12 protein-coding genes are annotated in these 13,294 nt (G+C 50.7%); 8 read left to right on the forward strand and 4 right to left on the reverse strand.

What is annotated here, in order from left to right:
- The first annotated feature begins 7 nt into the window (after positions 1-7).
- The 6 genes from PAEVO_RS24525 (at position 8) to PAEVO_RS24550 (ending at position 6,925) form a co-directional block, all read left to right on the forward strand.
- Entirely contained in the window at positions 8-1,192 is a 1,185-nt protein-coding gene (locus PAEVO_RS24525; RefSeq protein ID WP_207797523.1) for an acyl-CoA dehydrogenase family protein, read from the forward strand.
- A 292-nt stretch (positions 1,193-1,484) separates the two neighbouring features.
- Complete coding sequence (locus PAEVO_RS24530) at positions 1,485-2,153, forward strand: hypothetical protein (protein WP_100540116.1); 669 nt, start codon at positions 1,485-1,487, stop codon at positions 2,151-2,153.
- Positions 2,154-2,382: 229 nt separating this feature from the next.
- Positions 2,383-3,156 carry a hypothetical protein gene (locus tag PAEVO_RS24535; protein ID WP_100540117.1) on the forward strand — a complete coding sequence of 258 codons (774 nt, stop codon included), beginning with the start codon at positions 2,383-2,385 and terminating at the stop codon, positions 3,154-3,156.
- 158 nt (positions 3,157-3,314) lie between these two features.
- A complete protein-coding gene (locus PAEVO_RS24540; protein WP_100540118.1) occupies positions 3,315-4,085 on the forward strand; it encodes a MerR family transcriptional regulator in 771 nt (256 codons plus the stop codon).
- A 309-nt stretch (positions 4,086-4,394) separates the two neighbouring features.
- Positions 4,395-5,819 (forward strand): alanine/glycine:cation symporter family protein, encoded by a 1,425-nt coding sequence (locus PAEVO_RS24545; protein ID WP_100540119.1) that lies wholly within the window; start codon positions 4,395-4,397, stop codon positions 5,817-5,819.
- A 179-nt stretch (positions 5,820-5,998) separates the two neighbouring features.
- The gene (locus PAEVO_RS24550) at positions 5,999-6,925 is read left to right on the forward strand and encodes an anti sigma factor C-terminal domain-containing protein (RefSeq protein ID WP_243390919.1); all 927 of its coding nucleotides are present in this window, start codon (positions 5,999-6,001) and stop codon (positions 6,923-6,925) included.
- Positions 6,926-7,164: 239 nt separating this feature from the next.
- Here PAEVO_RS24550 and PAEVO_RS24555 read toward each other — a convergent pair whose 3' ends face one another.
- The 3 genes from PAEVO_RS24555 to PAEVO_RS24565 all read right to left on the reverse strand — a co-directional run bounded on the left by PAEVO_RS24555 (position 7,165) and on the right by PAEVO_RS24565 (position 9,766).
- The gene (locus PAEVO_RS24555; protein WP_100540121.1) at positions 7,165-7,680 is read right to left on the reverse strand and encodes a DinB family protein; all 516 of its coding nucleotides are present in this window, start codon (positions 7,678-7,680) and stop codon (positions 7,165-7,167) included.
- A gap of 72 nt (positions 7,681-7,752) precedes the next feature.
- Positions 7,753-8,358, reverse strand: a complete 606-nt coding sequence (locus PAEVO_RS24560) for a class I SAM-dependent methyltransferase (RefSeq protein WP_100540122.1) — start codon at positions 8,356-8,358, stop codon at positions 7,753-7,755.
- Positions 8,351-9,766 carry an NAD-dependent malic enzyme gene (locus PAEVO_RS24565; protein WP_100540123.1) on the reverse strand — a complete coding sequence of 472 codons (1,416 nt, stop codon included), beginning with the start codon at positions 9,764-9,766 and terminating at the stop codon, positions 8,351-8,353. Before PAEVO_RS24565 ends, PAEVO_RS24560 begins: the two co-directional genes overlap by 8 nt.
- Before the next feature lie 204 nt (positions 9,767-9,970).
- On the opposite strand from PAEVO_RS24565, the gene PAEVO_RS24570 reads away from it, so the two are divergent.
- Both PAEVO_RS24570 and PAEVO_RS24575 read left to right on the forward strand, forming a co-directional pair.
- Complete coding sequence (locus PAEVO_RS24570; protein WP_036638865.1) at positions 9,971-10,270, forward strand: hypothetical protein; 300 nt, start codon at positions 9,971-9,973, stop codon at positions 10,268-10,270.
- A 381-nt stretch (positions 10,271-10,651) separates the two neighbouring features.
- Positions 10,652-11,686: a lytic polysaccharide monooxygenase gene (locus PAEVO_RS24575; protein WP_100540124.1), complete on the forward strand. Its 1,035-nt coding sequence runs from the start codon at positions 10,652-10,654 to the stop codon at positions 11,684-11,686.
- Positions 11,687-12,467: 781 nt separating this feature from the next.
- Here the strand turns inward: PAEVO_RS24575 and PAEVO_RS24580 are convergent.
- On the reverse strand, positions 12,468-13,229 hold the full coding sequence (locus tag PAEVO_RS24580) for a DeoR/GlpR family DNA-binding transcription regulator (protein WP_071221931.1): 762 nt from the start codon (positions 13,227-13,229) through the stop codon (positions 12,468-12,470).
- Positions 13,230-13,294: the final 65 nt, after the last annotated feature.

Here is a 13,294-nt window from a genome sequence, read left to right on the forward strand (position 1 = left end):
GACAAACTTGAATCGATCCGGTTCCACAGATCCATTCATACGTAATGAACGCGAAGCCATGATCGCAGCTCGGGCCGATACGCTTGGGGCAAAATTCGCAGAAAGAGCTCCACGGCACGATTTGGAGGGATCGTTTCCGTTCGAGAATTTTGATGACCTGAAGGAGTCGGGCTATCTGAAGCTGACCGTGCCGGCATCCTTTGGAGGAGAAGAAGCATCCGTATACGAAATGGTGCTTGCCCAGGAAAGACTCGCCAGAGGCGACGGCTCCACGGCGCTGGCGGTCGGTTGGCATATCGGGCAAATACTCCAGCTGCGCCTATCCGGAGCTTGGCCGGAGCCGTTATTTGAGAGACTCTGCAAGGATGTTGTGGCCGAAGGTGTGGTCATTAATGAACTGGCAAGCGAACCTGCGACAGGGAGTCCCAGCCGGGGCGGAAGGCCGGAGACCACGGCACGGCGGGTCCCTGGCGGCTGGCGCATTACCGGGCGCAAAACCTTCAGCACGTTAAGCCCGATCTTGAAGCAATTTGTGGTTACGGCTGGTATCGAGCATAGCGAGAAGGTCGGTGCATTCCTTGTGCGCAGCGGACCCGGGGTCAGGGTCGAGGAAACCTGGAATACGATGGGCATGCGGGCAACGGGAAGCCATGACGTGATCCTGGAGGACGTCTTCGTGCCGGAGACGGAAGTCATTCGGGGACTCGATTACGAGAAGCCTGAGTTTCCCGTGCCAACGGAAGGCATTCTGCTTCACATACCGGCATGTTATATGGGGATTGCTTATGCCGCGCGCAATTTTGCCATTGATTTTGCCCGTCATCATAAACCGAACTCCTTGACGGTCCCCATTGCCGAATTGCCGAATATCCAAAGACATATCGCCGAAATCGAAGTGGACCTGCTTACGGCCCGCAGCTATTTGTATCAAACCGCCGACCGCTGGGACAAGGAAGTGGAGAACCGCGCTGCGCTTAAGCCTGAGCTGGGTCTTGCCAAGTATGTTGTGACCAATGCAGCGGTCCGGATTGTTGATCATGCTATGCGGATCGTCGGAGGATTAAGTCTCTCCCGGACGCTCCCGTTGGAACGAATGTACAGGGATGTTCGGGCGGGTCTTCATAATCCGCCGATGGACGATGTCGTGCTGACGAATCTTGCCCGTCGGGCCATTTCGGAAGCGGAGGAGTAGGGGAAGCAGGCTTCTCAATCTGATTGCTCGAGAGAATGGATCACTTGTTGAACCGCAGGGATTTACGGATAGAAACCGCTGGAGAGCTGGCTCCGGCGGTTTTTTGCGCTTTACGCACCGGACATTCCTTTCGCGGCTCCATTACAAAATCCCCCGCATCTTCAGCGACCTGTTTCATATACATACACTTAGGTTAGGATGGCGGGCTAACGGGTATAAAACCTATCAGTACGTGCTGCAAGGGTCGATCAGATCCGATCATGAGGAGTTAAGATGAAAGGAGATATGAACCATGGATTCTGTGCTGTATTTCGGCTTGGCCGTTATCTATGCCGTGCTGTTTCTGTATGGTTGTGTGCTGCTGAAGCGGGATGCGTCACCGGGCCTTCGGTACTTGCTTCTGATCGTAACGGCCGGACTGGTCTGGGATAACGGCGTGATCGGGATCGGGAAATATATCGGGGAGGGAGACCTGCTGGAGAGGCTAAACGTTGCGCGTTTCTGGGTGCATGCGATGGCAACGCCGCTGCTTGTGCTCGTGTCGTTCGATCTGATACGCAAGGCCGGAAGCTCTTGGGCCAACAAGCTGGCCGCCGCATGGGGAGCCTGGCTTTTCACCGCGGCCCTCATCGTGCTCGAAGTGGTGACGGAGACGCTGCAGCTCAAGCTCCAGCCCTCTATGGAATACGGAGCGCTTCGTTACGTTTCGACCGAATCCGGGGGGCCGCCGCTCATGGTCATCCTGATTCTGATCCCGCTGCTGACGGCAGGCATTATCGTATGGCGGAGGAACAAGACGCCGCTGCTGTTCATCGGCACGGTGGTGATGGCAGCCGGGAGCGCCATCCCGATTCCGATCGAAAGCTCGGCTGCCACGAACGTATTCGAGCTGCTGCTTCTTATATCCCTGTGGCTGACGGTTCGCAAGCTGGCCTCCGCCCGCACGTTGTCTTTTCGATAGAGAATGGATGCAAGCCGCGTTTACGCTCCGAGGTGAACGCGGTATTTCGCGTCTCCAAGCATACCCCAGGCCACCCACCGTGCGCACAGGGAGCAGCGCGTCTTTTGGCATTCAGCAAACCTTCAGCTTAGCCTAAGCCAGGCATAACATTCCCTTAAGTTTACTTTCAGATTCCCTCTCTATACTTCAAATTGTAAGACAAACCCTGACCCTAAAAGGAGAGATGACGATGAATCCGATAAGTAAAAAAGTATTGGTAAGCAGCATGGCGGCAGCGATTGTGCTGGGAGGAGCCGGGTACCTTCAGAACAAGGTTTTTGCAGCAGCGAGCACGGACGCTTCAACCTCCGTATCGGAGGATGGACAGACGGGGACAGACTCATCAGCTGCGGATGCAGTGAAGAACCGAGATGGAAAGTGGATGGATTATAAGGCGGGCGGCCCTCGCGGCGGCAATATCGTCAAAGAGACGGCCGAGATCCTTGGGTTCACGGAGGCCGAAATCCGGACGGCGCTTGAAGCGGGCAGCACGTTTGCCGAAATTGCCGAAGGCAAGGGAATGACCCAATCCGTGTTTGTCCAGAAGCTGACCGAGCTGGAAACCGCCAAGATCGATGAACGTCTGAGTGAAGGCAGCATGACGGAAACCGAAGCAGCCGAGTGGAAAGAGGCTCTGAGCGCGCGCCTTACACAAATCGTGGAGAGCAGCGAAGCCGGTTTTGGAAAAGGTCATGGAAAAGGCGGCCGAGGTTTCGGCCAATTCGGGAATCCGGAGGAAATCGCAGCTTTGCTCGGATTATCGGAGAACGAGCTGAAGGCGGAAATGCAAGAAGGGAAGTCGCTAGCCGAGATAGCTGCCACGAAGGGGATTACGGAGGATCAATTGGTTCAGAAGCTGAAGGATCAAATGACCGAGCCCTTGAAGCAGTGGATTAACGAGAAGCATACGGACGCTGATAAATCCGCAGCAGCAGCGGCGAATACGACAGAGGAAGCGAAATAACATTCTGAATTGGATCGCTGGGGAGACTGGATGATATTCTGTTAAGAATACATTCAGTTTCTTTTTTTGTATTTAAGAAATTTATAATTTTTTTTGCACAAAGTGTTGACCTTAACGTTACGTGAAGGTGTACATTGATGTTGTCAGGAGGTGAAACCATGGAATACACGGTGCAAAAGCTTGGAAAGTTGGCGGGAATAAGCACACGGACGCTCCGTTATTACGATGAGATTGGCATTCTGAAGCCGGCCAGAATCAACTCGTCAGGATATCGGATCTATGGGCAGGAGGAGGTCAATCAATTGCAGCAGATCTTGTTTTACCGGGAGCTCGGTCTTCAATTGGACGGGATCAAGGAGATTCTGACCTCGCCATCCTTCAACCGGACCAAGGCGCTCCAGGAACACCATGCGCAGCTCCTAGACAAAAGAAGGCAATTGGATTTGCTGATTACCAATGTGGAGAACACGATCGCCTCCGCCGAAGGGAGAAAAACCATGAGTGACCAAGAGAAATTCGAAGGATTCAAGCAGAAGCTGATTGATGATAATGAAAAGAAATACGGTAAGGAAATTCGCGAGAAGTATGGCGAAGAGACTGTAAATAAATCCAATGCCAAGCTGAAAAACATGACGCAAGAGCAGCATGAGGAAGTAACGCGTCTGACTGATGAACTGTACAAGACGCTGGCTGAAGCGTTTAAGCAAGGCGATCCTGCCAGTGAGCTGGCTCAGAAGGCGGCCGATCTTCACAAGCGCTGGCTCACCTATTATTGGAACGATTACAGTAAAGAGGCCCACGCAGGCCTCGCTCAGATGTACGTTGACGATGAGCGTTTTACCGCCCATTACGATGAGAAGCAGCCCGGAACGGCAGTGTTCCTCCGCGATGCGATTCTGATCTACACGGGCGCGAATCCTTCATCATAGGAAGGCAAGTTGAAGCAGCCGCCTGCCATAACTGACAAGACCCTTTCCCTCCGCTAAACCCGTGGAGGGGAGGGTCTTTTTTATATGGTATCGCTTGGAGGTCCATGCTCTGCTCACCCTGCTGCCGAGTAGGGGAGTACCTAAACAATCGTCTCGACTTTCGGGTGGAGGGTCCCCGTCGAAACCATGTCCTCCAATTACCACAATTAACCTCTTGTTTCCGAAGGGGAAGTAATGGTTAGATGAAACGTGGACTATTATACACAAAACCTACACCATGGGTGATGACTTATATAGCGAGGGTAGAGTATGGATCAAATTGTACAGCATGTAGTGAATATTTTTAATGATTTTTTATGGTCTAAGCTGCTTATCGTATTGCTGATTGCCGTTGGCCTGTATTTCACGGTGGGGACCAAGTTTCTGCAGTTTCGCCTGATCGGCGAGATGTTCCGGGTGATTCGCGAACCCAAAAGCAAAGCAAAGGGCAGCATTTCGCCTTTTCAGGCATTTGCCATTAGTATGGCTGCCCGTGTCGGGACAGGGAATATAACCGGGGTTGCTCTGGCCATCTCGCTTGGGGGACCTGGTGCCGTATTCTGGATGTGGATCATTGCGCTTATCGGTTCGGCATCCAGCTTTATCGAGAGTACGCTGGCCCAGATCTATAAAGTAAAAGATGGGGCGGGTGGTTACCGCGGCGGTCCCGCTTATTACATGCAGCAAGGATTAAAGAAACGGTGGATGGGCGTGTTGTTTGCGATCCTGATCACCTTGTCCTTCGGTCTTGTCTTTAATGCGGTCCAATCCAACACGATTACGATTGCCTTCGAGAATTCATTCGGTACCGATCGTTTAACCATCGGAATTATGATGGCGGTGATCTTCGCGGTGATCATCTTTGGCGGCGTGAAGCGAATTGCCAAAATGTCGGAGCTGATCGTTGTTGTATTGGCTGTGGTGTATGTCGGTGCCGCGCTGTTTATCGTACTAGCCAACATCACCAAGCTGCCGGAGGTTTTTGCGCTCATCGTCAAAAGCGCGTTCGGCTATGAGCAGGTCGTTGGCGGATCAATCGGTGCCGCCCTCATGAACGGGATCAAAAGAGGACTGTTCTCCAACGAAGCCGGCATGGGGAGCGCGCCTAACGCGGCAGCTACCGCAACAACAAGCCATCCTGCGAAGCAAGGGCTGGTGCAGGCGCTGGGCGTACTGATCGATACGCTGGTCATATGTACAAGCACCGCCTTCATTATTCTTTTTACCGGTGCTTATCAGCAGACCGGACTTGATGGAATCGCCCTGACCCAGGCTGCGCTGGGCATGGAGATGGGGGCATGGGCTTCCGACTTCCTGGCGATTATGGTCTTCTTGTTTGCGTTCAGCACGCTGATCGGCAATTATTACTACGGGGAAACCAATATCGAATTTTTGAAGTCGAATCGGGCGTGGGTATGGGTCTATCGGGCTTCCGTGCTGGCTATGGTCATCTTCGGCTCGGTTACCAGCGTGAAGCTGGTGTGGGATTTGGCCGACCTGTTCATGGGATTGATGGTGATTGTGAATCTTGTGGCGATCACGCTGCTTTCCCGAACAGCCTTTGCCGCGCTGAATGACTACTTGAAGCAGAAGCGGGCTGGTCTTGATCCTGTCTTCACTAAAGACAGCATCAAAGGGCTTCAAGATGTGGAGTGCTGGGACGGACAAAACAACCCGTCCTCTGAAGTGCAATAATATAGAATATCATGATATGGGATCGTTACGGTAGCTGCGTGTCTTTAGCTGCTGTAACGATTTTTCTTATTTTACCGTAACATTTGCGGGATCAAACCGTTGTCTAAATGAGAAGGTGAAGAGGAGATGGATGCGGAGTGATGAATCGGATGACCTGGCGGACAAGGGTAAAGCAGCTTATGAATGCTTTGTTAGCTGCGTTGATGGTATTTTTGTTTTATGGCTTGTATTATTCAGCCGTCTACATCTATCATGAACAATCCGGCCTGAACGATAAATTTTTAAGGTCTGTCATGACAACGGTTGAATTGCATGAGAGTGGACTTATGGTAGATAAACGCGGCTTATCTTCGGTAGAAGTGACGCCGTTCTTCACCCAGAAGAAAACGCTGAAAGTGTATAAGGATGTGGGGGAATGGCAGGTGATTTTCGGAGAGCTTCATGCGAAGAAGAGGTTAGGGGGAGGATTGACCTATTCCATTGAAGAACGCGGACTTTATCTGAACGGAGATGTAAGAAATCCCTTTTACCTGCACTCTGCGGTGCTGGAGGGTGGGAAGAATACAGACTCCTCTCATCCGAATGGTGCAATGAACCAGTTAGAGAAACTTGAAGACGGCAACGTAGCGGAATTATTCTTCTCACTTCGAACGTTGAAGTCACCGGAGCAGGTCTTGGAGCTCCTGTCGGACTATGATGTTAGAGCGACCAATATGGCTGTTTATGCTGGTGAACTGAAGGAATTCAAGCTGGGTAATTATAGCTCTAGCAGCGCTGGTCACACGATTCCCCATCTTACATTGAGGCCCAGGGTTATGTTTGACGATAACCATTTCCTTTCTGCCTGGCATACTTTTTTCTCGCTGGAGGCAGGAATATCGGACGATGTGCAGCAGCTGATCGCCGACGTTGAATGGATGACCAACAATATCAAATATAACGGTGCGGATGATGACAAACACCGGCTGGCCTACTTGAAGAAAAATGGAGTTCAAGTTTATGGAGCAACCGTTACGGGACCTGTACGGGAGCTGGAGAAGCTGAAGGAGGAGTCGGAATTCTGGGGATTCCGTTTGGGCCGGATCGAGGTATGGAATTGGAGTTAAGACAGCTTGCGCTGCCTCCCTTTGTATAACCAAACAAGAAGGAGCTGGTGGGTCGCACAACGGTAGCGGAGAGGACGAAACGATTCTATACAAGCAACAGTGATGGGACGAAACGATTCGTACACGGAGCGTCTCCTAACAGAAAAAGGGGGGATCCCGTCAGATCTAAGATCTTTTTGGGCCCCCCTTTTGTTAAGAATAAGCAATACTAGACCATGCCGCTAAGTCATCTTCATAAACTAAGTTAAATATTTATCCCGTAGAATATTCAGGTGATGAAGCTCATGCCCTGCAATGACATAGGCGGCCGCCCGGGCGGAGAGCGGGTAATTGTTGAATGTGCCCTGACGCAGCAGTGCTTCCTCCGTCAAGCTTCCAACCAGCGTAATGGTAGACTGCCGGACGGCAGCATAATCCTTAAGGGCTTCCCGTAACGGAAGATGGCTGAAGGGAGAGTTCTGGACAAAAATCTCCCGGTCATACCCCGAAAATTCACGGGCATCTCCACGCGCGATGTAGAGAATGCGGTAATTCCATAAGCGCTCTACATCGGCGATGTGTCCAACCACCTGTTTTAGACTCCATTTCCCTTCCGCATAGCGAACATTCGCTTGTTCTTCCGTCAGATCGCTGAGCGATCTTAGCGTTTCATCATGCTGTCGCTGCAAAACCTCGGCAATATGGCCTTCGGGGACAAGAGAGACGTATTTTTCGGCGAGGGGTAAGTATTCATTAGAATCGGGCCTTGTATTCATAACAAGTTCCTCCAGATCAATTAATAAGAGCTTATGTTAAAAATATGCCGACAGGTCAAAATGAATGAATGATCAGGTTGCTTGCGCCCAGATCAGATGGACGATGCCGTTCCAGTAACGTTCCGTCTTCACGATATTCAGTTCCGAGGCATTCGCGATATGGATCATGTCCCTATTAAAATGACAGCCGGATATCCGCCGTCCTGCGGGGTTGATCAGGTGCTGCATGGCGCCAAGGAATTGGTTCGTGCTCATGCCATGCTCCAGTAAATAAATGCGGCCGCCAGGCTTGGCCCAGCGGTTGATTTTATTCAAAGCTTTGACCGGATCTTCATAGCCGCATAGCGACAAGGTGGATACAACGCAATCATAGGAACGTTCCGGCAGCTCCAGCGTTTCGATATCCCGTTCCAGGAAATTGGCCCGAATGCCAAGCTCGGAGGCCATACGCCGCGCACGGTTTAACATCTCGGGACTGAAATCGACAGCCGTGACGTTCACCTTGTCGCGTTGATAAAAGGGGAAGTTCGCGCCTGCGCCGACAGCTACTTCAAGCACGTTACCCTCTACATCCTGAAGCAGCCGCTGTCTCCACTCACCGAGCCTGCGCTGTCTGGTGTTTCTTTCATATATCGCTGCCTGCTTATTGAACTTCCGAATGAGGGATTCTTTATTCACGCGGGATTCTCCGGGCAACGCCGGTTTTGACCGCCGCTTTCACGACAAGCTCACGAATGGCTTTTACGACGTTCTGGTTAAATACGCTTGGAATAATATACGACGGGTTGCGTTCCTCATCCGATACAGCGGATGCAATGGCTTCGGCTGCAGCCAGCTTCATCTCCTCATTAATCGTGGTCGCTCGGCAGTCCAGGGCCGCTCGGAAAATACCAGGGAAGCAGAGGACGTTATTAATCTGGTTCGGATAATCCGAACGTCCGGTTGCAATGACGCCTACAATATCCTCAACCTCTTCCGGTTTAATCTCCGGCGTAGGGTTTGCCATTGCAAACACGATCGGATCTTTAGCCATGGCCTGTACATCCTCACGACGAAGCAGGCCGCCGGCAGAGAGGCCGATGAATACGTCGGCACCTTGGATCACTTCGCGCAAGGAACCTTCAACCTTATTCGGATTCGTATGCTCTGCGTACCATTGCCACATACTATTGTTGTAAGTTTTTCCGGCAACCAGTGCACCTTCACGGTCTACGCCAATGATGTCTTTGACACCGGCCGACAGGAGGATTTTGCTGCATGCTACGCCTGCAGCTCCGATTCCGCATACCACGATCCTAACTGTATCGATGGATTTCCCGACAATTTTCAGCGCATTGATCAGTGCCGCATACAGAACGACCGCCGTGCCGTGCTGGTCATCGTGAAACACAGGAATATCCAGCTCATCCCGCAGTCGTTGTTCGATCTCGAAGCAGCGCGGGGAGGAGATATCCTCCAGGTTAATGCCTCCAAAAGCTGGAGCCATTGCTTTGATGCAGGCAATAATCTCTTCTGTATCCTGGGTATCCAGGCAGATCGGGAAGGAGTCTACGCCCGCAAACTGTTTGAAGAGCATCGACTTTCCTTCCATGACTGGCATGGCCGCATAAGGACCGATGTTGCCCAAACCGAGCACGGCGCTTCCGTCCGAGATGACGGCCACCGTATTTCTTTTAATGGTAAGCGTAAAGGCCTTTTTCGGGTCCTCTTGGATGGCTGCACATACGCGGGCAACATCTGGTGTATAGACGCGCGACAGGTCATCGCGGTTTTGGATTGGAATTTTGGGCTGGGTTTCGATCTTGCCGCCGAGATGCAGCAGGAAGGTACGGTCCGAAACGTTGACGAGCCGGACGCCTTTTAGATTTTTTATTGAATTTGTAATTTTACCGATATCCACGCTGTCCGTGACCGTGATGGTAATATCGCGTACGGTAATGTGGCCGCTCGCCTGAATGACGTCGATGGCGACCATGTCTCCCCCGGCTTCAAATATGGCGGATGCAACTTGACCGAATTTGATTTCCTGTGTATTCATCTCTAGTCTGAGGATAATGCTTTTTCCTCCGAGTCCGTTGTTTTCCATTACTACCTCCAAATGTTTGATCGATTTCGTCCTTCTAAGTGTATGTAACTGTGCAAAATGTTAACGTTATCATAGTTCGCTGAGCAGTGGTCAATTTCCTGTTTCATTGCAAAGAAACTGTGATATATATAGGAAGAATTTATTGGAAATGCGAATGCTACGGAGTATAATCGAAAGCATCTTATTGTGAAGGAGAGAGCTGCCATGAATGCCAGAATCGAGGAGCTTGAAAAGCGTTTAACGACCCAGCATCATAAAGACCTGTTTCTTCAGATGAAACATACGTTGAAAGCCGTTGATGATTTGGCCGAACAGCACCGGGTCTACCAGGCCGTTCAGGCACTCAGTGGTACACGTATTGTGGGGACGGAGGAAAATGTTTATTTTGACACCTTGAATCAGGTCAAGGAACAAATTGTGCATACCCTGGAGCTTACGATTGAGGATTTGGAGCACAAAGGGGATAAACATTACAAGAAGCATTTTAAGGACGGCGTGGAATAGGAGTAAGCTGCACGGTCTGGACGGATAGAAAAACATGGATAAAAGCATGATTCCCCCAGGGGAGGCATGCTTTTTTTGTGATTTTTTTTCTGCAATTTCCGAGTGTTATCATAACATTTCAGGTTACATAATTATCCAATTTCATTGAAATGTGTAACAAATCGTTGATTAGTGTTATGGGATACGGCTTTCAGATGCTTTAAAATAATGATAGTACTGGTAAAGCTTGGACGATGGTTGAGCAAGATTTCCAAGTTCAGTCAAGTTTCAGTCAAGTTAAGAGGGCAGCTACTGTATCAAAGAAAGGGAGGTGGCCTGAGCAGCCGGAGGTTATGTAAACGCTTCAATTATTATCTTTTATATTAAAGGAGGATTAATTGTATGACTTTAAGTTTGCCGAACAAAGCTTGGCTCAAGCATCTAATCATTGCCGGTTCCACGATGGTAGTGATGACCTTATTCATGGTCTTATTTGCAGATAAGGCTTTTGCCCACGGATATGTCGATTCTCCAGGCAGCCGCGCCATTCTGTGTAAGCAGGGGCAAAATACCGATTGCGGCGCAATCGTGTATGAGCCTCAAAGCTTGGAAGCTCCTAAAGGCTGGCCGAACGCAGGCCCGGCCGATGGCAAAATCGCCAGTGCAGGCGGCGCGTTCCCTAAACTTGATGAGCAATCCGCAACTCGTTGGAGCAAAGTGAGCATTTCCCCGGGAACCACAACGTTCCAATGGCATTTGACAGCCAACCATGCAACGGCAAGCTGGAAATACTACATTACGAAAGACGGCTGGAATCAAAATGCTCCGCTGAGCAGAGCTTCGTTTGATCTGACGCCTTTCTGCTCCATTGACTACGGCGGTGTAAAACCTCCGACAAACTATGCTTCCACTTGTAACGTTCCTGCTAAATCCGGTTACCATGTCATTCTGGCAGTATGGGAAGTAGCTGACACAGCGAACGCTTTCTATAATGTCATCGATGTGGACTTTGGCGGCGGCGGAACTCCGAACCCAGGCGTACCGGCACCGACAGGACTTACTTCCCCATCCCAAACCAACAACAGCGTTTCCTTGGCATGGGCAGCCTCTACAGGTGCTTCCAGTTACGAAATCTACCGTAACGGATCCCTTGTGGGTACATCCACTACCACCTCCTATACCAATACGGGGTTAGCCGAAGGAACGTCTTATACGTATACTGTGGTAGCCGTAAGCAGCACGGGCAGCAAATCATCGGCATCCGCCCCGCTTACGGTGTCAACATCCGGAAGCTCAACGACCTATCCGGCATGGAGCGCAACAGCCGTTTACTTGGGTGGCAGCAAAGTCAGCTACAACGGCGTGAACTATGAAGCAAGATGGTGGACTCAAGGCGAAACTCCTGGATCTGCCGAAGTTTGGAAGGTTATCCCTTAATCGATAGTGTGAGAGGATCCGGCGTCTAATGACTGCCGGATCTTTTTTTAGCAGCCGGGCAGGGAATGAGAGAGTCGGGGAATCTTTTCTTTGGTTACTTCCATTAATAAGCGTAGAGGAAATAGCTTCCGTCGGCTACGCATCGCATTGACCCTGGTGGCTCCTGGAATTACCTATCGAAATGTTGTGGGCTCACTGACTGTAAGGTGTTCTTCATTCGATGATTTCATGGTTTCGTCAACTTTAACGGACTCTAGTTCCGTTATTTAAGATCATAACCCGATTTTTCACAATGTACCGGACTCCAGATCCGCTATTTCGAGAATTACAGGAGCAAATACCGATTAAAACAGCAAATAAGATCCGCAGGGTCCGCTAAAGTTACTAAAAGGGTTGTTTTCTATGAAATAAGGTATTCTGAGTCCGTTAGGAAGTCCTTATACCAAAGAACAAGTACATCGTGCGCACTGTGCTCCCTGTGCGCACGTTGCGTGGTCCGGGGCATGCTTGGATTGGCTGTCGACCGTTGAGTTTTGGACGTATTGAATGACATGGCGATCGTATGTATGGACGTTCAGTGAATTTCTGCTTATTGCTTTTTTGTGGTTTTAAGTGGGGATCGCGAAAAAAGAGCGAGTATGGATGGTAAACATAGCAGTGGAATATAAATAATCAAGCTGCCGGCAAGCAGCAGCTTGATCTGGGCACCCCTAGGGGTGCCTATTGTGTTTTCTGCAAGGAGTATGTCCAGGTATGCCAAGGTACGCAAGGTGTGCAAGCCTCAAACCCTGTACACGGTAATGCCCCGTTCCTGAAACGGCTTGATATCCGAGTCGGAAGCCTCCGTGCCGGTGACAAGGGTATGTATCGCGCTGTTGGGAGCAACCGTGTGCAGAGACAGCTTGCCGATTTTGCTGTGGTCGGTGACAACGACAATTTCGCCGGCGGCCTGTATCATGTTCTGCTTGGCCGGGACGAGCAGCGCTTCCGGGTGCATGAGCCCATGCTGAGGATGCAGGGCAGGGGTACCGATGAACGCTTTCTCGACGTGCAGGGATTTCAGCACATGGTCGGTAAACATGCCGTTTAGCATGTAACTCGAGGGGTACAGCTCCCCGCCGGTCAGGATGACTTTGATGCCCGGAGCATCACGAAGTTCGACGGCGACGTTCATATCGTTCGTAATGACCGTAATGTCCGAGCGGTGCACAAGATGCGTTGCAATATGAAGGGTGGTTGTTCCCGAATCAATGATGATATTCTCCCCGTCTTCCACGAGTGAAGCCGCGAGCTGACCGATGCGTATTTTCTCGTCCCGGTGAAAGTTGGTTCGCTCATTAAAGGACGGCTCGTTATGCGTCCATTGCTCCATGATGACCCCGCCATGCGTGCGTTTCAAAGCGCCTTCCTGTTCTATCTCCGCCAGATCGCGGCGGATGGTGGCTGTGTGAACACCGAATTCCGATGCCAGCGCAGCAACCGTTGCCGTTCGGTATTGTCTTACATAATCAATGATCCTTTTCTTTCGTTCATGTGCCAGCAATCAATAATTTCTCCCTTCCTAAATGGACAATGAGCTGTAGAGGTGCGTTTGTACATACAATGCGC

The sequence above is a fragment of the Paenibacillus sp. GM2FR genome (assembly GCF_002803325.1).
Classification (GTDB): domain Bacteria; phylum Bacillota; class Bacilli; order Paenibacillales; family Paenibacillaceae; genus Paenibacillus_AQ; species Paenibacillus_AQ lautus.